Origin of the sequence: Pseudomonas sp. Seg1, assembly GCF_018326005.1 — a bacterium.
GTDB lineage: Bacteria > Pseudomonadota > Gammaproteobacteria > Pseudomonadales > Pseudomonadaceae > Aquipseudomonas.
This window is the reverse complement of record NZ_AP021903.1, coordinates 4,337,710-4,358,946: the sequence shown is the minus strand read 5'-3', so window position 1 is coordinate 4,358,946 and position 21,237 is coordinate 4,337,710. Positions and strand designations below refer to the sequence as shown.

Here is a 21,237-nt window from a genome sequence, read left to right as displayed (position 1 = left end):
GTGGGGATGCAGCCCGGGACGCTCCGCGTCCCACTCCAAAGCCGAACGCGGAGCGTCCGTTGAGGCATTCCCACGCAGAGCGTGGGAACGATCGGTGTCAGGGGCGTTTGGGAGCTGTCAGAGAAAGCGCAGCAGGGCGGCGACGATGGCTTCCGGGGCGTCTTCCTGGACGAGGTGCCCGGCGTTGGCGATGGGGTGGAACTGTGATCCGGGGATCATCTGATGCAAGGCACGACCCCGTTCGATGGGAATCCACTGATCGTCTTCACCCCAGAGAATCTGCACCGGGCAACGGATGCTCGGGTACAGGTTTTCGGCCTCACGGGTATAACGCTCGTCCATCTGCGCAATCTGCCGATAGAACGCCGCTTGCCCCGGGTCGCCGAGCCACGGCTGCACGTAGGGCGCCAGTTCTTCATCGGGAATATCGCGATGAATCGCCCCGCGAATGTAGGTCGGTACGATGGCGCGCTGGATGTAGTCGGGCAATCCACTGAACGCCGCTTCATGCTGGCGTACATGCTGCACGAATGGTGAGCCCCAAGGTGTCAGCGCCACCGGATCGATCAGCGTCAGGCTGCGGTAATCCTTGCCGTTGAGCAGGTGCGTGCGCAGGGCCGTGGCACCACCAAAATCATGGGCGACGACATCGGGGTTCTGGATATTCCAATGATCGAGCAACTGCGCCAACAGCTCGTTCTGCACGCCAAGGGACACGTCCGCGTCCGGTTGTTCAGAACGCCCGTAGCCGAGCAGATCAAAATAATGCACTCGGTGTGTGGCGAAAAAGTGCGGGGCGATCCGGTGCCACACATACGACGAAAACGGCGTGCCATGCACAAATACCAGCGGTGGACCGTCGCCGCGCACGGCATGGCGTACTTGTCGCCCGTTGAAGGCAAAGACCTGATCCAGCAGCCAGTCCGTCATGGGCCTGTCCTCTTGGCGGGTGGAGAGCCAAAAAGCATAGGCATAAAAAAACAGCCGTGAAGGCTGTTTTCTGGCAAAACACCAACCCTTGTAGGAGTGAGCCTGCTCGCGATAGCGATCTATCAGTCGTCATCCATGTTGAATGTCAATCCGCTATCGCGAGCAGGCTCACTCCTACAAGGGGTATTCGCGTTGCGTTATTCGCCGCGATAGATGCAACCGCTGGTGCACGTCTCGTGAATGCGGATTGCGCTCAGTTCCGGCAACAGCGGCTTCATTTCATTCCAGATGAATTTGGCCAGCACTTCGCTGGTCGGGTTTTCCAGGCCGGGAATGTCGTTCAGGTAGTTGTGATCCAGACGCTCGTACAGCGGCTTGAAAATCGCCTTGATCTCGGAGAAGTCACGGATCCAGCCGGTGTGCGGATCGAGGTCGCCGCTCAGGTGAATCGCCACTTTGAACGAGTGACCGTGCAAACGCCCGCACTTGTGGCCGTCCGGGACGTGCGGCAGGCGGTGGGCGGATTCGAAAGTAAACTCTTTGAAGATTTCCACAGTGATTTCGGCTCTGTTCAGATGGCGTTCGCCGCAGCGATTCGGGCAGGCGGCGAGTTTACCAGAGCTCTGCGCAAAACACTGACTAAAGGGTCAGCAAGCGCTCGGCGAGGCGACCGTTGGCAGCCAGTTCCAAAAACTCATCGCCCAGTCGGCGGCTCTCGTCCATCGCCGCGTGCCAGTATTTCTGTCGACTCGGGGCATCGCCCATAAAGCGCTTGAAGTCGTTACGGTCGGGCAGTTTGCCGTAGGGCAGGCGCGCCAGATATTCCTTCGACGGCGCGAGCAGCAGCACATCCTGCAAGCGCTCGGTCGAGGCGCGGCGCCACGGCAGGGTCTTGTCGAACCAGCCCGGAATCACCCGATCGGTGAAATGCGGATAGAGCACGATGCCGTCGCCGCTGTAGGGCAGGTCGAGGTGATAGTCGAGCAGACCGCCATCGCGGAACGTTCCGACCCCGGCGCCGGGCAGGTCGCGCACGCCTTCCATGACCATCGGAATCGAGCCCGAGGCCAACAGCGCCTGACGCAGATTGCCGGCATTCAGGGCAACGAAGCGCGACGGGAAGTCGTTCAACGCATGCACCGGCGGCGCCAGGCGCGGATCGTGGATGATCAGCCGTTCGAAGTGCCGCGACAGCCGCGCGCGGCCCCGCAGGTTGTCGGCGATCACCGATCCCAGCGCCAGCCCGAGGCGACCGCGATGATCGTCAGCGAGGCGGCCCTGGCTTTTGACCACCATGATGTTCAACCGGTAATCGGCGTTGCTCAGGATGCTCGCGTCGCGGCCATCGAGCAGGTCATTGAGCATACGCTGCGAGCTCTGGCTGATCTCGGCCATGGTCACGCCTTTGTTGAAATTCTGCTCGGCATACAAGTGCCCGAGACGACGGATGCCTTCGGCGGCGTCCGGCAGGCAGGCGCTGGCGAAGCGCCAGGAACCGACCGACGCACCGATCAGCGAACGCTCGCGCGGCGCGCTCGGCAGCCATTCACCGAACAGTGCCAGATCCAGCCCCTGAATCCCCAACGCCTTCGGCCCACCGGCCGCGCCGGGCAAGGTGCCGACATCGGCAGCGTTGAGGCCTTGGGCACGAATCCGCGCCATGGCCCGCGGGCCGGCCTTGAGGGTGAGGGCAGGGAACTTGATGTGGATGGCGGTCATACCGGTCTCGATCGTTAGCAAGCGAACAATTATAAGCACATGTTGCAAAACCTTGTAGGAGTGAGCCTGCTCGCGATGGCGGTGTATCAGACGCATCATTGCTCAATGACACACCGCTATCGCGAGCAGGCTCGCTCCTACAGAGGGCATATGTGTTGAGGCAGAGCAATGATGGCCATTCAGTTTCAGTTAAGTTCATCCCGTTAAGGTGCCCACCGTACGCAACACATAAAAATTACGGAGACACCATGAAAACCCTGACTGCCCTGTCCCTCGCCTCGATCATCGGCCTGACCGCCAGCCTCGCCCATGCACGCGATCTGGGGCCTGATGAAGCCCTGCGTCTGCGCGACGCTGGTACTATCGTCTCCTTCGAGAAGCTCAATGCCACGGCACTGGCCAGACACCCGGGTTCGACCATCACCGAAACCGAGCTGGAAGAGGAGTACGGCAAGTACATCTACCAGGTCGAAATGCGTGATCCGCAGGGGCTGGAGTGGGATCTGGAATTAGACGCGGTCAGCGGGCAGGTTCTCAAGGATCATCAGGATACGTAATGAAGGTTAATGTTCGCGCCACCAGCTCTACTGCGTTGGCGTTCGTGATTTTTTGCTCGGCGGCGATGGCCCGCGACCTCGATCAGGACGAAGCCCTGAAGCTGCGTGAGCGCGGAGTGATTTTGCCGCTGGAGCAAGTGCTGCAGCAGGCCATGGATCGCTATCCGGGTGCAAAACTGCTGGAAGTCGAGCTGGAAGAAAAACACGACGTCTACATTTATGAAGTCGAGTTGCTGACCGTCGAAGGTGTCGCCCGTGAGCTGCACCTTAAGGCCGATACCGGTGAACTCGTGAAAGACAAGGAAGATTGATCGATGCGCTTGCTTCTGGTGGAAGACCACGTGCCGCTGGCTGACGAATTGATCGCCGGCCTGCAACGCCAAGGCTACGCGGTGGATTGGCTGGCCGACGGTCGTGATGCGGTGTATCAGGGCAGCAGCGAGCCCTATGACCTGATCATCCTCGACCTCGGCCTGCCCGGCGTGCCGGGGCTTGAGGTGCTGGCGCAGTGGCGTGCTGGCGGTCTGGCGATTCCGGTGCTGATCCTCACCGCACGCGATTCCTGGGCCGAGCGCATCGAAGGTTTGAAGGCCGGCGCCGATGATTACCTGACCAAACCGTTCCACCCCGAAGAACTGCACTTGCGGGTTCAGTCGCTGCTGCGCCGCTCCAAGGGCCAGGCCAATCAACCGACGCTCAAGGCTGCCGGCCTGCATCTGGACGAGGGCCGTCAGTGCGTGACCCGCGACGGCGCCGACATTCAACTGACCGCCGCTGAATTTCGCCTGCTGCGTTATTTCATGCTCCATCCGGAGCAGATCCTCTCCAAAAGCCACCTCGCCGAACACCTCTACGACGGCGAGACCGAACGTGACTCCAACGTCCTCGAAGTCCACGTCAATCACCTGCGCCGCAAGCTCGGCAAAAGCGTGATCGAAACCCGTCGCGGCCAGGGTTACCTGTTCGGCGGGCAAGCTTCGTGAGGTCAATCCAGCGCCGTTTGAGCCTGGGGTTGATCAGCGTGATGGTGGTCGTCGGCGTGGTGCTGGCGCAAACCAGCCTGTGGTTGTTCGAAGTGGGGTTGCAGCGCTATCTCGAAGCCGGCTTGCGCAACGACAGCGAAAGCCTGCTGGTGGCACTGGTGCGCGGCCCGCAGGGTTTGCAACTGGATGAGCGACACCTGTCGCCGGCCTATCAGCGGCCGTTTTCCGGGCATTACTTCCGTATCGATTTTGCTGAAAGCCACTGGCGTTCGCGTTCGTTGTGGGATCAGGATTTGCCATTGCTGGAAACGCCCGGCCTGCACAGCAATCTGCAATTGGGCCCGGACGGTCAGCAGTTGCTGGTGCTGCGTTCGGATTATCGGCGCCTGGGGCAGTCAATTTCGATCAGCGTGGCACAGGATTACACCCCGGTGCGCGAGAGTTTCCAGCGTATGCGCCAGCTCGGCCTCGGTCTCGGTCTGGCCGGATTGCTGCTGATTCTGTTTTTGCAACGGCTGACCGTACGCCGCGCGTTGAAACCGCTGGAAAAGGCCCGCGAGCAGATTGCGCAATTGCAGCAGGGCCAGCGTTCGCAACTGGATGATCAAGTGCCGGTGGAGCTGGAGCCGCTGGTGGCGCAGATCAACCATCTGCTCGCACACACTGAAGACAGCCTCAAGCGTTCGCGCAATGCGCTGGGCAATCTGGGGCACGCGTTGAAAACGCCGTTGGCGGTGTTGCTGAGTCTGGCGTCGAGCGAAAAACTCGAAGGCCATCCCGAGCTGCGCAAGATCCTCAAAGAACAACTGGAGCAAGTGCAGCAACGGCTCAATCGCGAACTGAACCGTGCGCGACTGTCCGGTGATGCGCTGCCCGGCGCTTTGTTCGACTGCGATGCTGAACTGCCGGGATTGCTGGCGACGCTGAACATGATCCATGGCGAACACCTGGCGCTGAGTTACGTCGCGCCGACAGGTCTGCAGTTGCCATGGGATCGTGAGGATTTGCTGGAGCTTTTGGGCAACCTGCTGGACAACGCCTGCAAATGGGCAGATGCCGAGCTGCGCTTGAGTGTGATTGAGCGTACAGACGGTTATGCCCTGAGCGTGGAAGATGACGGGCCGGGGATTCCCGAGGATCAGCGTGCTCAGGTGTTCAGCCGGGGGACGCGGCTGGATGAACAGACCCATGGACATGGTTTGGGATTGGGGATTGTGCGCGACATTGTCGACACGTGGGGCGGGTTGCTGGTATTGGGCGAGAGTGAGTGGGGCGGGTTGAAGGTGGTGATCGAGTTGCCTCGGCGGTGAGCCTTTGAAAGCCCCTCACCCTAACCCTCTCCCGGTGTATGTACCGGAGACATGGTGGACAGGTGTTCGGAGACATGGTGGACACTTTTTAATAGACACATTGCTCATCACCAAGGAGATGACCTGTGTCCTGGGAAGAGGTGTCCACCGTGCAGCTTCGTTCAGAGTTCGTGCATTTGGCTCGGCAAGAAGGAGCCAATGTCCGGCAGCTTTGCCGCCGATTCAATATCAGCCCAAGCACTGCCTACAAATGGCTCAACAGGTTTGAAACTTCAGGTGCAGAGGGCTTGATCGATCAGTCTCGACGACCGAAGACGTCACCCAAACGCTGCGCTGACGAGGTTGAGCAGCAGATTCTGACCGTGAGTGAGGAATACGCGGCTTGGGGCGCTCGCAAGCTCAAACGTGTGCTGGAAGACAGCGGCGCAGTAATGCCTTCGGTCAGTACCGTGCATGCGGTTTTACAGCGTCATTCACGCGTTGATTCAAAGGCCGCTGAGATTAAACCGTTTATCCGCTTCGAGCATGAAGCGCCCAACGATCTTTGGCAGATGGACTTCAAGGGCCATATCAGCCTGGCTCAGGGACGTTGCCATCCGTTGACGATACTGGACGATCATTCGCGGTTTTCGCTGTGTATCGCGGCCTGCCTCGATGAGCGACGTGAAACCGTTCAGGAGCATCTAATCAGGGTCTTTCGGCGTCATGGTCTGCCTTTGCGCATGACGATGGACAACGGTTCACCCTGGGGTGACCAGACTGGCGTTTATACCGCGCTGGAGGTCTGGCTGATGAGTCAGGGCATCAAGGTCGGGCACTCTCGACCTTATCATCCGCAAACCCAAGGAAAGCTGGAACGCTTCCACCGCAGCCTGAAAAATGAAGTCCTGCGAGACCGACATTTTATTGATCTCAACGGTGCACAACGGGCGTTTGATATCTGGCGTGATATCTACAACCAGAAGCGTCCACATCAAGCGTTGGACATGCAGGTGCCTGCTACTCGCTACAGCAGCAGCCCACGGGAATATCAGGAGCAGCCCGCGGCGCCGGAGTACGACGATGGGGATGTGGTCAGGAAGGTTCAGGTGAAGGGCGAGATCTACTGGCGGAACCGTGAATACACAGTCGGAAAAGCTTTTTATGGGAGGTCAGTAGCTATCAGGGAAACGACGGAAGATGGCATCCACGATGTCTACTGGAGTAGACATCGTATTGCCCGAATCGACTTGAACTTGCAGATCGTTACGGCAGGTAAGAAGATCTAAAACCGTCCACCATGTCTCCGAACATGTGTCCACCATGTCTCCGGTACATACACCCGGGGGAGAGGGGACTGATCGCGGCGTTTGTTCGAGGTACACCGACGTGAAATACCGAGCTGAACTCAGGTTCTAAAAAGTATTGCATCGACATGAGATGTTGAGCCGAAATCGGGTTTGAACAGCATGAAGATCGGCTCCCTTTCCCCCTCGCCCCTTGGGGGAGAGGGCTGGGGTGAGGGGGGCTCAATCCAACTGACACCCCACAACCTCTGAATCAAACCCGAAACTGATCCATCAGACTCTGCTGCTGATTTGCCAGACTGTTCAGCGACTGACTCACCCGCGCCGATTCATTCGCCTGCCCGGACAACGACTCCGTCACATCACGGATCGTCGCCACGTTGTTATTGATCTCCTCAGCCACCGCGCTCTGTTCCTCGGCCGCACTGGCGATCTGCAGGTTCATGTCGCTGATCACCGTCACCGCATCACCGATCTGCCGCAGTGCAGTGACCGCCTGGCCAACCTGTTCGACGCTGCCCTGCGCCTGACGATGGCTGTTGCCCATCGAACCGACCACATCCTGCGTGCCGTTTTGCAGTTGCTCGATCACCTGACGGGTTTCTTCCACCGACTCTTGCGTGCGGCGGGCAAGGTTGCGCACTTCGTCGGCAACTACAGCAAACCCGCGTCCGGCTTCACCGGCACGCGCCGCTTCGATGGCAGCGTTGAGCGCAAGCAGATTGGTCTGCTCGGCGATGGCGCGGATGGTTTCCAGCACGGCGCCGATCTTCTCGCTGTTGGCGGCCAGGCCTTCGACCTGGATCATCGCCGCGCTCATGTCAGCGGCGAGGGTGTCGATGCTGGCGGTGGTGCGGTCGATCACGGTCAGGCCCTGACGGGTGGCGCGGTCGGCATCCTTGGCCGCTTCGGCAGCCTGGGCGGCGCTGCGGGCGACGTCCTGCGCGGTGGCGCTCATCTCGTGGGAGGCAGTAGCGACCTGGTCGACCTGGCGGTATTGCTGTTCCATGCCGGCGCTGGTCTGGGTGGCGATGGCCGAGGACTGATCGGCCGTGTTGCGCGCATCCTGCACCGAGCGTTTCACCTCAGCGATGATCGGCTGCAACTTGTCGAGGAACTTGTTGAACCAGCCGGCCAGTTGCCCAAGCTCGTCCTTCTTGTCGTAGGCCAGACGTCGGGTCAGATCTCCTTCGCCGCTGGCGATGTCTTCGAGCATGTTGGCCACGCCGAGGATCGGTCTGGTCACGCTGCGCGCCATCAGCCACACCAGCAACAGACCGATAAGCGCAGCCAGCACGCCCAAGCTCAACTCGATCAGCGTGCCCGAGTTGTTGCTCGCGTCCAGTTGCTGCTTGAGCGCTTCGGCGCGTGCCACCAGGACTTTTTCCGGTACATCGAGCAACACCGCCCACGACGGACCGCCGGGAATCGGCTGAAACGGCGACAGCACTTTCAACTGGCCGTTGCTGTGCAGGCTGGAAACGCTGGTGCTGGAGGCCAGTTGGCGCAGCAGTTCGGCGCCACTGATGGTGTCGATGGTGTCCAGACGCTTGCTCAGTTTGCTCGCGTCCGGGCTGTAGCCGGCGAGCAGGCCGACCGGGCTGATGATGCTCACGGCGGTCTGGCCGTCGTAGAGCTTTTTGCTCGCGCTCTGGCTGATCGATTGCAGGCTGTTGAGGTTGATGTCGACCGACAGCGAGGCAATCACTTTGCCGTTGACCATCAGCGGGAAGACGATGCTGGTCATCAGCACGTTCTGGCCTTCGATCACGTAGAAGTACGGTTCGATTACGCACGGTTTGAGCGTGGTGCGCGGGCAGGTGAACCAGGCGTTGGCCGCCTGACCGCTGGGGCCGGTGCTGGTGTCGGCCATATCGCTTTCCGGCAGGGCCATCGAGGTGATTTTGCCAGGCGTCGGTTGCGACCAGTACAGGGCGAAACGGCCTTTGTCGTTGCTGCCCAGTTCCGCCTGCCCGGCGAACAGTTCGTCCTTGCCGTCCAGTGCGTTGGCTTCGAACACCAGCGACAGGCCGAGCAGATCGGGGTTGGCTTGCAGCGCGGACTTGACCTGACGGGTCATGTCCTCGCGCAGGTCGAAGGCGTCGAGGAAGCGTTTCTCGGCCTGTTCCCGCAGGAACAGCACCTGCCGCGAGAAACCGTGGCCGTACTGATAAGCGTCCATGAACTGCTGACGAATGCCGGCGGCTTGCACTTCGCCCTGGGATTCGATGCGCGCCTGCGCCGATTCGGTGAGCATCTCCATGCTGGAGGCCTTCACCAGCTCGGAGCTGTGCTCCATGCGGTACAGCGAAAGACCCACCAACAGGGTCACGATACCGGCCAGGCAAAGCCCGGCGAGCAGGGTGATTTTCCATTGGATGGAAAGTTGTCTGAGCGACATGGAGACGTCCTTATTCGATAAATATCTGAGACTTTGCACTGTAACGGCCGCGTTTCGGCTTTCTTTATCTTTGAAACACAATATGGCGAATTGCCGCATGCGCAGGCTGGAAACCCTGTTTGGGGTAAACACAAAAACTGTGGTGAGGGGATTTATCCCCGACCGGCTGCGCAGCAGTCGCGAAACCCGCCAATGCGGTGTGTCTGTGAGAATGTTTGATCGTTCCCACGCTCCGCGTGGGAATGCAGCCCCGGACGCTCTGCGTCCAATGGAACGCGGAGCGTCCCTTGAGGCATTCCCACGCAGAGCGTGGGAACGATCAAAGTTACATTTCAGTTCAGCCACTCGCTTTGACACCGCCGCCACTCTGCGGCACAGTGCGCGCCCTTCTAATAAGACCCTCTTCGCAAATCCGCCGGTGAACCGTTGGCGGACTCATCCTGTCTGGCGGTGATTTTTCCACCGCAGTGTTTTTGAGGTAGTGAAATGAATGCAGTGATTGCTGCGGTCGGCGTCATGCTGATCCTCAGCCTGTCCCGCGTGCACGTGGTGATCGCCTTGATCGTCGGTGCATTGGTCGGCGGCCTGACCGGTGGCCTGGGCATCGACGCCACGCTCAAGGCGTTCAACAGCGGCCTGGGCGGCGGCGCGACGGTGGCGTTGTCCTACGCGTTGCTCGGCGCTTTCGCCGTGGCGATTGCCAAGTCGGGTTTGGCCCACGCGCTGGCCGACAAGGCCCTGGCGATGGTCGATCGTCAGCACAGCACCGGTGGCGGCAGCGTCAAATGGCTGCTGATCGGTCTGTTGTGGGTGGTGGCGATTGCCTCGCAGAACATCCTGCCGATCCACATTGCGTTCATTCCGCTGCTGGTACCGCCGCTTCTCTATGTGCTGACCAAGCTGCAACTGGACCGTCGCTTGATTGCCTGTGTCATGACCTTTGGCCTGATCACGCCGTACATGGTGTTCCCGGTTGGCTTCGGCAATATCTTCCTCAACCAGATTTTGCTGGCCAACGTCAGCAAGGCTGGCGTCGACATCAGTCAGATCAACGTCATGCACGCCATGGCGATTCCTGCGCTGGGCATGGTCTTCGGCCTGTTGATGGCGGTGTTCTTCAGCTATCGCAAGAAGCGCGTTTACGACCTGGAGAAGATCGAGCAGGTCGAGCAAGTCAGCGTGGCCTACAACCCTCGCACCATCGGCATTGCCGGTCTGGCTATCGCGGCGGCGTTCATTATTCAGTTGCTGCTGGACTCGATGATTATCGGTGCGCTGGCCGGTTTCCTGATTTTCTCGGCGTCGGGCATCGTCAAATGGCGCGAGACGGATGACCTGTTCACCGAAGGCATGAAAATGATGGCGATGATCGGCTTCATCATGATCTCCGCCTCGGGTTTCGCCGAAGTGCTCAAGGCCACCGGTGAAGTGCGTTCGCTGGTCGAAAGCGCGGCGGCGTGGATCGATCACAGCCAGGCGATCGGTGCACTGTTGATGTTGCTGGTGGGGTTGATGGTGACCATCGGCATCGGCTCGTCGTTTTCCACGGTGCCGATTCTGGCGGCGATTTTTGTGCCGCTGTGCGTGCAACTGGGTTTCAGTCCGATGGCCATCGTGTGCATCGTCGGCACTGCCGGGGCGTTGGGCGACACTGGTTCGCCGGCCTCGGATTCGACCCTGGGCCCGACCTCCGGTTTGAACGTTGACGGCCAGCATCACCACATCTGGGACACCGTCGTGCCGACCTTCCTGCACTACAACCTGCCGCTGCTGGCATTCGGCTGGGTGGCCGCGATGGTCCTCTAAACACCGCAACCTGTGGGAGCTGGCTTGCCAGCGATGGCGTCGGAACAGGCAATATCCATGTGTCTGACACACCGCCATCGCGGGCAAGCCCGCTCCCACAGGGTCATGAGGTGCCCGCTCGACTCAACTTTTGCTTTGGTGTGCCGTTAAAGCCTTTAACCACGCCAATAAAACCAAAAGAGTGAGCCCCCCGAAATGCGCTTGAGTCTCAAGGCCAAAGTCCTGTCCCTTGCCGTCCTCCCGGTATTGCTCTTCGCGCTGGTCATCAGCCTGACCACGCTGTTCATCCTCCAGGAACAGGCGCACAAAGAGGTCGAACAGACCCGCGAACGCCTGCTCGGCGACGCCAAAGCCACGCTGCAAAGTTACGTCGCCGTGGCCATGACCACGATCAAACCACTTTACGATGCCGCCGCCCCCGGCGACGCCGAGGCGCGTGCGCAAGCGATCAAACTGCTCTCGGGCATTCGCTATGGCAAGGACGGCTACTTCTTCGGCTACGACTCCGAGACCGTGCGCCTGTTCAAGGCCAATGACCCTGAAGGCGTGGGCAAAAGCTTCAAGGACAACCGCGACCCGAACGGCGTCTACGTCAATCGCGGTCTGGTCAGCGTGGCCAAGGACGGCACTCACTATCTGCAATACAGCTCGCCGTTGCCGGGCAACGCGCAGGTGCTGGTGCCGAAACTCGGTTACACCGAATACCTGGCGAAGTGGGACATGGCTGTCGGTACGTCGGTGAATCTCGACGGCATCGAAGCGCAAGTCGCGCTGGTGGAAGCGCAGGTACAGGAACGCATGCAAGGCGTGGTGCTGAGCATCGTCGGTGTGGCCGTGGTGGTGTTGTTGGTGATTGCGGCGGCGGGCATGCTGCTGGCCAATACCATCCTGCGTCCACTGACCCTGATGAAAGCCAACCTCGATGACATCGCAGCAGGCGAGGGCGATCTGACCCGGCGTCTGAACATCACCAGCCAGGACGAACTCGGCGAACTGGCCGGCTCGTTCAACCGTTTCGTCGACAAGATTCACGGTCTGGTGCGGCAGATCACCGAGATGACCACGCAACTGACCGGGTTGGTGACGCAGGTGTCGGATCAGGCCCAGCGTTCGGATCAGGCCATGGAGCGTCAACGCCACGAGACCGATCAGGTGGCCACGGCGATCAACGAAATGTCCGCCGCCGCCCAGGAAGTCGCCAAGAGCGCGCAGAACGCCGCCGTCGCTGCCCAGCAGACCGATGAAGAAGGGCAGAGCGCGAAACGTGTGGTGGCCGGCAGCATCAAACAGATTCATGCGCTGGTCGATGACATCCGCAGCAGCGGTGTGTCGCTGGACAGTTTGCAGCAGGACGTCAGCTCGATTGTCGGCGTGCTCGGGGTGATTCGTTCGATTGCCGAGCAGACCAATCTGCTGGCACTGAACGCGGCGATCGAAGCGGCACGGGCCGGTGAAGCCGGGCGCGGGTTTGCCGTGGTGGCCGATGAGGTGCGAGCGCTGGCCAGTCGCACGCAGATCAGCACTCAGGAAATTCAGGGGATGATCGATCGCTTGCAGGCGGGCACGCAGTCAGCGGTCGAGGCGATGCGTCGGTCCAGTGAGGCGGGTGACGGGACGTCGGCGCAGGCCAATCAGGCAGGGGCGTCGCTGGATGCGATGGCGGAATTGATTGCGACGATCAACTCGATGAACGCGCAGATTGCCAGCGCGGCGGAAGAGCAGACGGCGGTGGCCGAAGAGATCAACCGCAGCGTGCATCAGATTGCGGTGGCGGTGGACAGCGTGGCGGATGAGACGCAACAGGGCGCGCAGACGTCGCGTAGCCTGGCAGAATTGGGTCAGCGCCTTGGCAAACTGGTCGGGCAGTTCCGGATCTGACGCGATTTGTCGCCTTCACAAAACCCCTGTGGGAGCTGCGGTGATTGTTGCGCTCGATCCATTACGGTCTGTCCCAGTAAGGCACTTCGCCAAAGCATTCGATAAAGAAATCAATCACCGTCCTTACCTTCACCGACAACCGCCGGCTCCCCGGCCACAACACCGCAATCTGCTGTGGCTCCAGACTGTTCGATACCTGATAGTCCCCCAGCACCGGCACTAGCGTGCCTTCGCGCACCGCCTCACCAATCAGCCACGACGGAAACATCACCAGCCCCAGGCCTTGCTCGGCGGCTTGGGTGAGGGTGTCGGCGTGGTTGCCGGTGATCGGGCCTCGCACCGAATACGGCGTCCAGTCTTCCTGACCCCGACGGAAAAACCAGCGCTGCTGGCCGGTCGCACCTTTGTAGGCCAGGCATTGGTGCTGCGCCAGCTCTGCGGGGTGTTGCGGCGTGCCGTGACGTTTCAGGTACGCCGGGCTTGCCGCGACCTGGAAGCGGTGCGGCGCCAGGATCCGCGCCTGCATGCTCGAATCGTGCAACGGGCCGATGCGAAACAGCAGATCCGCGCCTTCCTGTAGCGGATCGACGTAATGGTCGGTCTGCTGAATATCCAGTTGCAGCTTCGGATAACGAGCGCACAGCTTGCCCAGCCATGGCGTCAGATGCCGTTGACCGAACACCACCGGCGCGTTGATGCGTACGAGCCCCGTAGGTTCGCTTTGCTGTTCCTGCAACGCCTGTTCGGCTTCCTCCAATTGCACCAGCACCAGCCGCGCATGGTGACCGAGCATGCGCCCGGCTTCGGTGGGCGTCACGGCGCGGGTGTGGCGGTAGAGCAATTGCTGGTTCAGCGCCTGCTCCATCAACTGGATCTGCCGGGAAATCGAGGATGGCGCGACACCTTCGCGGCGGGCGACTTCGGAAAAGCTGCCGTGGTCGAGCACCGCCACAAACAGCCTGAGTGCCTTGAATCCGAGTTCGTTGAGCCCGTGCATTAACCATCCTGCTGTGCAAGTTGCGCAAAAGTGTTGTCCGGATGCTCCCATTTATCGCACAGCTGCGCCAGTCGATAATCCGCGCCATCGTTTACTTGAGTGGAATGTTGTTTATGCAGACGTTGGATGAGGTGAGTGTCAGCGCACCGGTTTCGAAATCGGGATTGCGCCTGTTGTTGCTGCCGCTGGTGATTCTGGCGGGCATGGGCTTGTCGGTTGAGGCGGGGTTGCTCGGGCCGTTGGGTGTGCAGGTCGGGCATCTGTGGGCGACCTTGAGCATCTTTGGGGTCGGTTCGGCGATTCTGTTTTTGCTGTTGTTGTTCGCTGGCCCGCAAAAAGGCCCGGCACTGACTGATCTGCCGCGTTGGCAGTTGATCGGTGGGTTTCTCGGGCCGATGTATGTGGTGGTGCTGACGTTGGCGACGCCGCATATCGGCATTGCGATGACGATGATCGCGATTCTTTCCGGGCAGGTTGGCAAGAGTGTGTTGATTGACCATTTCGGCTGGTTCGGCGCGACGCGCAAGAAGGTCAATGCTGAGCGGTGGCTGGCGTTGGCGTTGATTGTGGCGGCACTTGTTTTGATTGCGCGGGGGTGAGTGATGAGTCTGGTTATTTTGTTGGCGGTGGTGGTGTTGGCTGGCGCGGTGTTGAGTGTGCAGGCGGCGATCAATGGGCGGTTGGGTGAGAGCGTTGGGGTGTTGCGCAGTAGTTTGTTGACGTTTGTCGTGGGGGCGGTGACCACCGGGTTGTTAATTTTGTTTTTTGAGCCGGCGCATGCGGTGAGTTTGTTGGATGTGCCGAAGTGGCAGCTGACTGGGGCGTTATTTGGGGTGGTGTACATGATGGTGATGGTGGGGGCGGTGCCTGTGGTGGGGACGGCTGTGGCGACGGTGGCGGTAATTGTCGGGCAGTTGGGGATGGGGATGTTGATTGATAATTTTGGTTGGTTGGGGAATCCGGCGATTGAGCTTTCCTCTAGTCGGGTTTTGGCGATGGGGTGTTTGGGGTTGGCTTTGGTTTTTATGTATCGCAGTAGTTCGCGTGCTGCTGAGTGATTTGGGTTTTGGGTTTTGGGGGCATATCCGTTGCTGCGGTTATGGCGGCTTAGGGTTCCGCCCTTACGGCGGGTCACTTTTTCCAGACGCCGAAAAAGTAACCAAAAAGGCTTTACCCTGACGTACGGCCCTCGCTGTGGCTCGGGTTCCTTCGCTGCGGGATTGATCCGGGGGTCATCGCCTCCGGTTTGCTTCGCTGCACCTCCTCTCGATGTGTTTGGCTGCGCCAAACGGTCGCTGCGCTCCCACCCCGGATCAATCCCTCCGCTCAGCCTTCCGACGGGCGCTGAAGATCAAGAGCGGTACTCGAGCTAACGCTCATTGTGTTGAGTGGGGCGGCATGCGCCGCGTGCGGGGGTGTGGCTTGAACAGCGATGGCGGCCTGACAGCCGACCAGTCTCTGGCAGACTGCATACGATCCAATTGTAGGAGTGAGCCTGCTCGCGATGACGGCCTGACAGTCGACCTGTTTCTGCCGGTTGTACTCCACCCTTGTGGGAGCTGGCTTGCCAGCGATGGCGACCTGACAGTCGACCAAGCTCTGGCGGTTGTACTCACGCCTTGTAGGCACTGCCGAAGGCTGCAATCTTTTGATCTGCTTTGGCTTTGGCTTTGGCTTTGGCTTTGGCTTTGGCTTTGGCTTTGGCTTTGGCTTTGGCTTTGGCTTTGGCTTTGGCTTTGGCTTTGGCTTTGGCTTTTGATCCTGCTCTTGATCTTCAGGCCCATCGGCAGGCCGAGCGGAGGTGTTCATCCGGGGCAGGCGCGCAGCGCCGTTTGGCGAAGCCAAACACATCGAGAGGAGGTGCAGCGAAGCAAACCGGAGGCGATGCCCTCGGATGGACGCCGTAGCGAGGGAACACTGAGCCTAAGCGAAGTGCCGTACGTCAGGGAGCAGCCCTTTTGGTTACTTTTGGGGCGTTTGCCAAAAGTGACCCGCCGTAAGGGCGGAACCCAAATCAGCAACACCCGCAGCAACGGATATACCCCCAACCCCCCCAAAAAAAACAAAAGATCGCACCCTTCGGCAACTCCTACACTGGTTCCTACGGCTTGCCCTTCAAGCCCCAGACCACCACCACCCAAGGAGTCTGTCCCATGCCCGATAGAAAATGCGATTGTCCAGGATGCAAATGCACAATCAAGGAAGGCGACCATTCCTACGCCGTGCACGGCAAGCACTACTGCTGCGAAGCCTGCGCCCATCACCACAAGAGCGGTGAAGAGTGCTCAAGCAAAGGCTGCCATTGCGCGCATCCCAAATAACGGCATGCAAAAAAAGTGGAGCCTAATCAGGCTCCACTTCCAGTTTCAGACTCTCATCATCCAGCCGCTCGGCATGCCGCACAGTACCTTGCAGCCGCCTGCCTTCAACCCACACCACCACGGTTTTCGCCTGGTCGAGGTTTTCCGGTAACGGTGCGGGCACCCGCAGGGCGAAACGATAAGGATCATCTTCGACCGCCTCCAGACCCACCCGACACTCCGCGCTCTTGGTGATGCGCCCAAACAACGTGTCCAGGCCGTATTCAAGTTGCGCCGGACTGCTGATGCTGGTCATTGTGCACTCCCCCGAATGATCCTGATGGCCACGCAGAGCTTAGCTTGCGGGTCGCCAGATAACATTTTCGACGCCGAATTTTTCCGCCATCGGTTTGCTGGTCTTCTGCACTTTTTCGCGGCCAAAGCGCGGGATTCGACCCACGCCCGCGTCGCAACTCGCCCAGTGCCACGCCTCGGCGTTGTCCATTTTGTCCGAGCGGATAATGAACGATTTGGGCGTGCCGTGAAGGGTGTATTCAATGACGAAAAGTTTTGCGTTGTTCATAAAGCCCGTATTCCTCCCTGTGGTAATAGAAGGATCGCAGCGCGCGTGGAAAATTCACTCGGATTGTCCGACGGTTTTCGCCATTGGCGACGAAATGGCGCACTGGTTACCATGGCGCTTCCGCCAACCCCAATGAATGCTCGCCATGGCCCTCGCCGCACCCCCCGATCTGAGTGACACCGATGTGCCCGTGCAACCGCTGGCGCGAACCTATCCGCGTGGGCTGTTTATCGAGCCGCATGAGCATGTCTGGGGGCAGTTGTTGTATGCGATGAGCGGAGTGATGTGGGTAGAAACGCCGCACGAGGCATTGGTGGTGCCACCGCAGCGGGCGGTGTGGTTGCCGCCGGGTGTGCCGCACGGGATTCGCGTGGTGTCGGATCTGCAGATGCGCAATATCTACCTGCGCCCGGCGCTGGCGGCGACGCTGGATGAGACGGTGCAGGTCATTGAGGTCGGCGGGCTGTTGCGCGAGTTGATCGTCGGGTTGGTGGAGCAGGGCGACAGTGGGGATCCGGCGTATTACGAGGCGTTGGTCGGGCTGGCGTTGCTGGAGTTGAAACGCGCCAGGCGTTCGCCGTTGAGGATTCCGCTGCCGGATGATTCCGATCGGCGCCTGATGAATCTTTGTCAGGCGGTGATCGCGTCACCGTCGCTGGCAATTCCCTTCGAACAGCACGCGGAAAACGCCGGCGCCAGCGTGCGCACGCTGGCGCGATTGTTCAAGGATAGCCTCGGCATGGGCTTCGCCGAATGGCGGCGGCAGGTGCAATTGGCGACGGCGGTGGCGGAGTTGATCCAGGGCGTGGCGGTGAGTGTGATTGCCCGTGAACTGGGTTATTCGCCGAGCAGTTTCAGCGACATGTTCCGCCGCGAGCTGGGCGTGGCCCCCTCGCAATTCACTGTGTAACGACGCTATTTCCTCAACCTGCACCGAATCTGTGGGAGCTGGCTTGCCAGCGATGGCGCCCGCACATCCAGCATTTTCGTGACAGGCATACCGCTATCGCTGGCAAGCCAGCTCCCACAGGGTTTTCGCTGATTTCGGCAGATTTGGCCGAAATTCAGAAGTCCTTGGCCGATGCCTTTGCGGCCGATTCCCTAGACTCTGCCCATTCCCTTCACGCGGCGGAGTTCTCCCATGAACTACCTGATTTCTCTAGCCATCGGCCTCGGCGTCGGCCTGCTCTACGGCGCGCTGGATTTCCGTTCTCCAGCCCCTCCGGCGATTGCGCTGGTCGGTCTGCTCGGTATGTTGGCAGGTGAGCAATTGTGGCCGGTGGGCCGGCAACTGGTCGCGGGCTGGCTGTCCTGAGTTTCCTCTTTCCCATTCGGTGGATGTGTCCATGAAAGCACTGCAATTCGATAAAACCGGCGACTTGTCTTCCCTGCGTTACGTCGAGGTGCCAACGCCGGTGCCGGGCGCCGATGAGGTGCTGGTGCAGATCAAGGCGGCGGGCCTGAACCCCAGCGACGTGAAAAACGTACTCGGGCGTTTCCCCTACACCACGTTGCCGCGGATTCCCGGTCGCGATTTCGCCGGTGTCGTGGTCGAAGGTCCGCGGGCCTTGATCGGCCAGGAAGTCTGGGGCACCGGGCGTGAGTTGGGCTTTTTCGCCGACGGCTCCCATGCGCAATTCGTCAAACTGCCGGCCAACGGCGTGGCCCACAAGCCGTCGCACCTGAGTTTCACCCAGGCCGCCAGCCTCGGCGTGCCGTACACCACGGCGTGGGATGCGCTGGAGCGTAGTCTGGTAACCGCTGAAACCCGCTTGCTGGTGATCGGTGGCGGTGCAGTGGCCACGGCAGCCTTGGCGCTGGCCAAAGTGCGCGGCGCGCAGTTGCTGGCAGCGGCGCGCCGGCCCGAGCAAGTCAAAGACTTGCAGGCGCAGGGTTATCAGACGATTCAACTGGATAAACCCGAAGACCTCGGCGCGCAGGTCAACGCGGTATATCGCGGCGGTGCGGATGTGATCTTCGACACTACCGGTTTCTGGTTGCCGGCCTCGGTGGCGGCATTGGCCACATTCGGTCGCATCGCCATCATCGCTGCGCCGGTGGATGGCCAAGTGCAGTTGCCGGCACTGGCGCTGTACCGCAAGGGCGGTTCGGTGGTCGGGATCAATTCGCTGCTCTACGGCGTCGAAGCCTGTGCAGCGATGCTGGAACAGTTCGGGCGATTCTTCGATGAAGGCCTGCTGCCGTTGCCGCAAGGCCTGGTCGAAGCCCCGCTGGCCGAAGGCTTACAGCGCTATGCCGATGTGAATCAGGGCTGCGGTGACAAGATCATACTCATTCCCTGATACACCTTAATCTCCTCAACACCCCGCAACCTGTGGGAGCTGGCTTGCCAGCGATAGCGTCAATTCAGGCAATCTCCTCCGCGCCTGATCCACCGCCATCGCTGGCAAGCCAGCTCCCACAGGGATCCGCGTTGTTCTTAAGAGGCGGGAACGCCGTTTTCCCACGCCGACCAGTTCTTGAGGATGTCCTGCACCAGCGGATTACCCGTGCGATAGAGGTTTTCCAGCGCCGGCACAAAACCGCCCTGATCGGCGTACTTGAGCAAATTATCGACTTCGCTGCCGTCCGGTTCAGGACGGTCGAAATCGGAACCGGCGCGCACCACAGCGAGGCGTTGCACGTCGACCAGGCCTTCACGACTGGCGCGTAACAGCGCTTCGTATGTCGAGTTGTCTTCCTGTTGGGTCGTGCAGTATTCACCCTTGTTGTCGGTGAGCAGTCGGGTCCAGACTTCGGCCCGTTCGCTCAGGCGTGTGCCGGAGAACCAGGTGTTGCCAGCCAATGTGTCGCAGCGGGTGACCATCGGTGGCTGGTTGGCTGGCGCTGACGGGTATTTCAGGCGCCACGCCGCCGATTCCTTGCTCTCGCTCAGTTTGACCTTGTGGCTCAGGGCGAAGGCCTTGGCCTGCAAACTCGGGTTGAGTTCGAAGACTTCGGTCTTGTAGTCGAGCGGCGGTTTTTCGTTGGGGCCTTTGGTGTTGATGCCCAGGTATCCGGTCGGCCAACTCGACGGCGCGTCACGGGAATCCAGCTCCCATTGTGTGCCGAACTCCACCAGATAATGCGCCCACGCAGCGGTGCCGATGGTCCCGTGCTTCGGGCTGATCCCGGCGATACCCGCGATCAGGAAGTAGCTTTTGCGCAGGTCGAATTTCGGCGACAAAGCCAATGCCAGGGTCGAGGCGGCAGCGTTGGTCTGGCCCATGCCGGTGGTCAGCAGGCATACCTGCTGCGTGTTGCAGCGAATGGACGGGTACTCGGCGGACAGCCCCGGTACGCGGATTTCCTGCTTCAGCTCCAAGCGGTCGATCCAGTTTTGCGCCTCGGGGGCGAACATGGTGATCAGCACGACTTTCGGCTGGATCGGTGCCTCGGCCGCCCACGCGGTAGAAGAGAGCAGGGCTGCACCGGCCAGGGTCAAACGCATCATTGCTTGCATGAAAATCTCCTTGATTCAGAACTGATAACCGACGCCCGCGTAGTAACCCCAACCATTCGAGCGCGCGCGGAAATTGCCGTCGCCGAAGTTCAGCTCGCTGCCGTCTTCCCAGTTGCCGCCGTTGTGGAAATAACGGCCGACCAGGGTGAAGCGCAAATGGGTGAACGAGTAGAGCAACACGTTGGTCGCCACCGTCGCGTTGGCGGTGCGCGCCGGGTTGTCCTTGTGGATGTCGGAGCCGAAATCGAAGTTGGTGAAGCCGATGTAGGTCAGCGATGCGCCGTTGCTGAATTTGTCGATCGGCACGATGTATTTGAGCTGGGCGCGGTAGCCGTCCCACGAATATTCATTGCTCGCGCCGTAGTTTTCCCACTGGTAGCGCCCGTACAGGTTGGCCGACAGGTTGACCCGCGAATGGGTGTCGATGTCAGTGCCGAAGCCGCTGTAAAGGGTATTGGCGCGGTTCTCCTTGCGGCTGCCGTGGTCGTAGATCCAGTCGAACGCGACGTACCATTCCTTGAACGGACCGATAGCCAGGCTGCGGCCGGCGAGGTAGTCGATGGAAATGCGCGGCTCGTGCTCCATGAACACCGGCGACCCGTGATCCCACACGCCTTTGTCGTGGCTGTTGCCGATGTTGAAGATCTTCGGGATGTCGATGTAGCCGTACAGTTCGAACGGCCCCTTGCGGCCGAAGTACTCGTATTCCAGGTAGATATCGTCGGCCGGCTGCGGGCCGAAGCTGATGTCTTTGCTGCCGATCAGCATCAAGTCCTGGTTGTACCAGTCCGACAGGTACGCGCCTTTTTTCGGTGGACTGGCTTCGGGGCTGAGGGCTTCGCCTTGAGCGGACTCTTGCGGCAATGCGGGTTGGGCGAGGGCGCTGTGGCTGAGAAGTCCGGTAACGCCGGTCAGTAGCAGGGAAACAGCAAACGTGCGCGCTAACGGGGCGCAAAGCGAGGAAGCGGGGCGCATTCAAAGTCCTTTTTTGCGGATCGAGGCCCGAATTCTGCGGACCTGTAGG

General features: G+C 60.3%; 22 protein-coding genes and 2 pseudogenes. 14 read left to right on the top strand and 10 right to left on the bottom strand.

Annotated elements, in window-relative coordinates:
- Window positions 1–117: 117 nt before the first annotated feature.
- The 3 genes from KI231_RS19510 to KI231_RS19500 all read right to left on the bottom strand — a co-directional run bounded on the left by KI231_RS19510 (window position 118) and on the right by KI231_RS19500 (window position 2,649).
- A complete protein-coding gene (locus KI231_RS19510) occupies window positions 118–930 on the bottom strand; it encodes an alpha/beta fold hydrolase (protein ID WP_212809696.1) in 813 nt (270 codons plus the stop codon).
- A gap of 197 nt (window positions 931–1,127) precedes the next feature.
- A complete protein-coding gene (queD, locus tag KI231_RS19505) occupies window positions 1,128–1,484 on the bottom strand; it encodes a 6-carboxytetrahydropterin synthase QueD (protein WP_003223505.1) in 357 nt (118 codons plus the stop codon).
- An 85-nt stretch (window positions 1,485–1,569) separates the two neighbouring features.
- Complete coding sequence (locus KI231_RS19500) at window positions 1,570–2,649, bottom strand: patatin-like phospholipase family protein (RefSeq protein ID WP_103307330.1); 1,080 nt, start codon at window positions 2,647–2,649, stop codon at window positions 1,570–1,572.
- A gap of 248 nt (window positions 2,650–2,897) precedes the next feature.
- On the opposite strand from KI231_RS19500, the gene KI231_RS19495 reads away from it, so the two are divergent.
- The 5 genes from KI231_RS19495 (at window position 2,898) to KI231_RS19475 (ending at window position 6,767) form a co-directional block, all read left to right on the top strand.
- Window positions 2,898–3,206 (top strand): PepSY domain-containing protein, encoded by a 309-nt coding sequence (locus KI231_RS19495; protein WP_123529487.1) that lies wholly within the window; start codon window positions 2,898–2,900, stop codon window positions 3,204–3,206.
- Window positions 3,206–3,517, top strand: coding sequence for a PepSY domain-containing protein (locus KI231_RS19490; protein WP_103307332.1), 312 nt, complete (start codon window positions 3,206–3,208; stop codon window positions 3,515–3,517). The genes KI231_RS19495 and KI231_RS19490 overlap by 1 nt, the downstream gene beginning before the upstream one ends.
- A 3-nt stretch (window positions 3,518–3,520) precedes the next feature.
- Entirely contained in the window at window positions 3,521–4,189 is a 669-nt protein-coding gene (locus tag KI231_RS19485) for a response regulator transcription factor (RefSeq protein ID WP_103307333.1), read from the top strand.
- On the top strand, window positions 4,186–5,499 hold the full coding sequence (locus tag KI231_RS19480) for a sensor histidine kinase (RefSeq protein WP_212809694.1): 1,314 nt from the start codon (window positions 4,186–4,188) through the stop codon (window positions 5,497–5,499). The genes KI231_RS19485 and KI231_RS19480 overlap by 4 nt, the downstream gene beginning before the upstream one ends.
- 125 nt (window positions 5,500–5,624) lie before the next feature.
- On the top strand, window positions 5,625–6,767 hold the full coding sequence (locus tag KI231_RS19475; RefSeq protein WP_212809692.1) for an IS481 family transposase: 1,143 nt from the start codon (window positions 5,625–5,627) through the stop codon (window positions 6,765–6,767).
- 271 nt (window positions 6,768–7,038) lie between these two features.
- On the opposite strand, the pseudogene KI231_RS30365 reads toward KI231_RS19475, so the two are convergent.
- Both KI231_RS30365 and KI231_RS30360 read right to left on the bottom strand, forming a co-directional pair.
- A pseudogene (locus KI231_RS30365) lies at window positions 7,039–7,632 on the bottom strand (methyl-accepting chemotaxis protein); the annotation flags it as partial.
- 264 nt (window positions 7,633–7,896) lie between these two features.
- A pseudogene (locus KI231_RS30360) lies at window positions 7,897–8,865 on the bottom strand (methyl-accepting chemotaxis protein); the annotation flags it as partial.
- A gap of 807 nt (window positions 8,866–9,672) precedes the next feature.
- Between KI231_RS30360 and KI231_RS19465 the strand changes: the two are divergent.
- Window positions 9,673–10,992, top strand: a complete 1,320-nt coding sequence (locus KI231_RS19465) for a Na+/H+ antiporter family protein (protein ID WP_212809688.1) — start codon at window positions 9,673–9,675, stop codon at window positions 10,990–10,992.
- A gap of 195 nt (window positions 10,993–11,187) precedes the next feature.
- Window positions 11,188–12,870 carry a methyl-accepting chemotaxis protein CtpM gene (gene ctpM, locus KI231_RS19460; protein WP_103307337.1) on the top strand — a complete coding sequence of 561 codons (1,683 nt, stop codon included), beginning with the start codon at window positions 11,188–11,190 and terminating at the stop codon, window positions 12,868–12,870.
- A 61-nt stretch (window positions 12,871–12,931) separates the two neighbouring features.
- On the opposite strand, the gene KI231_RS19455 is transcribed toward ctpM, so the two are convergent.
- Window positions 12,932–13,867, bottom strand: a complete 936-nt coding sequence (locus KI231_RS19455; protein ID WP_212809686.1) for a LysR family transcriptional regulator — start codon at window positions 13,865–13,867, stop codon at window positions 12,932–12,934.
- A 113-nt stretch (window positions 13,868–13,980) separates the two neighbouring features.
- Here KI231_RS19455 and KI231_RS19450 point away from each other — a divergent pair, with 113 nt between their 5' ends.
- The 4 genes from KI231_RS19450 to KI231_RS19435 all read left to right on the top strand — a co-directional run bounded on the left by KI231_RS19450 (window position 13,981) and on the right by KI231_RS19435 (window position 16,188).
- Window positions 13,981–14,466, top strand: coding sequence for a DMT family transporter (locus KI231_RS19450; protein ID WP_103307339.1), 486 nt, complete (start codon window positions 13,981–13,983; stop codon window positions 14,464–14,466).
- Between the two features lie 3 nt (window positions 14,467–14,469).
- On the top strand, window positions 14,470–14,925 hold the full coding sequence (locus tag KI231_RS19445) for a DMT family transporter (protein ID WP_103307340.1): 456 nt from the start codon (window positions 14,470–14,472) through the stop codon (window positions 14,923–14,925).
- 548 nt (window positions 14,926–15,473) lie between these two features.
- Complete coding sequence (locus KI231_RS19440) at window positions 15,474–15,626, top strand: hypothetical protein (RefSeq protein ID WP_212809684.1); 153 nt, start codon at window positions 15,474–15,476, stop codon at window positions 15,624–15,626.
- Between the two features lie 394 nt (window positions 15,627–16,020).
- Window positions 16,021–16,188: a metallothionein gene (locus KI231_RS19435; RefSeq protein WP_103307310.1), complete on the top strand. Its 168-nt coding sequence runs from the start codon at window positions 16,021–16,023 to the stop codon at window positions 16,186–16,188.
- Between the two features lie 22 nt (window positions 16,189–16,210).
- Here the strand turns inward: KI231_RS19435 and KI231_RS19430 are convergent, their stop codons facing one another.
- The gene (locus KI231_RS19430) at window positions 16,211–16,483 is read right to left on the bottom strand and encodes a hypothetical protein (RefSeq protein ID WP_103307309.1); all 273 of its coding nucleotides are present in this window, start codon (window positions 16,481–16,483) and stop codon (window positions 16,211–16,213) included.
- Window positions 16,484–16,522: 39 nt separating this feature from the next.
- Window positions 16,523–16,750, bottom strand: a complete 228-nt coding sequence (locus tag KI231_RS19425; RefSeq protein WP_103307308.1) for a DUF6555 family protein — start codon at window positions 16,748–16,750, stop codon at window positions 16,523–16,525.
- A gap of 136 nt (window positions 16,751–16,886) precedes the next feature.
- On the opposite strand from KI231_RS19425, the gene KI231_RS19420 reads away from it, so the two are divergent.
- The 3 genes from KI231_RS19420 (at window position 16,887) to KI231_RS19410 (ending at window position 19,053) form a co-directional block, all read left to right on the top strand.
- Window positions 16,887–17,660, top strand: coding sequence for an AraC family transcriptional regulator (locus KI231_RS19420; protein WP_212809682.1), 774 nt, complete (start codon window positions 16,887–16,889; stop codon window positions 17,658–17,660).
- 231 nt (window positions 17,661–17,891) lie between these two features.
- A complete protein-coding gene (locus tag KI231_RS19415) occupies window positions 17,892–18,065 on the top strand; it encodes a DUF1427 family protein (protein ID WP_186533475.1) in 174 nt (57 codons plus the stop codon).
- A 31-nt stretch (window positions 18,066–18,096) separates the two neighbouring features.
- Window positions 18,097–19,053, top strand: coding sequence for a quinone oxidoreductase family protein (locus tag KI231_RS19410; protein WP_212809680.1), 957 nt, complete (start codon window positions 18,097–18,099; stop codon window positions 19,051–19,053).
- Between the two features lie 137 nt (window positions 19,054–19,190).
- Here KI231_RS19410 and KI231_RS19405 read toward each other — a convergent pair whose 3' ends face one another.
- Together KI231_RS19405 and KI231_RS19400 are read right to left on the bottom strand one after the other, a co-directional pair.
- The gene (locus tag KI231_RS19405; RefSeq protein ID WP_212809678.1) at window positions 19,191–20,213 is read right to left on the bottom strand and encodes a purine-nucleoside phosphorylase; all 1,023 of its coding nucleotides are present in this window, start codon (window positions 20,211–20,213) and stop codon (window positions 19,191–19,193) included.
- Window positions 20,214–20,228: 15 nt separating this feature from the next.
- Window positions 20,229–21,188 (bottom strand): nucleoside-specific channel-forming protein Tsx, encoded by a 960-nt coding sequence (locus tag KI231_RS19400; protein WP_212809676.1) that lies wholly within the window; start codon window positions 21,186–21,188, stop codon window positions 20,229–20,231.
- Window positions 21,189–21,237: the final 49 nt, after the last annotated feature.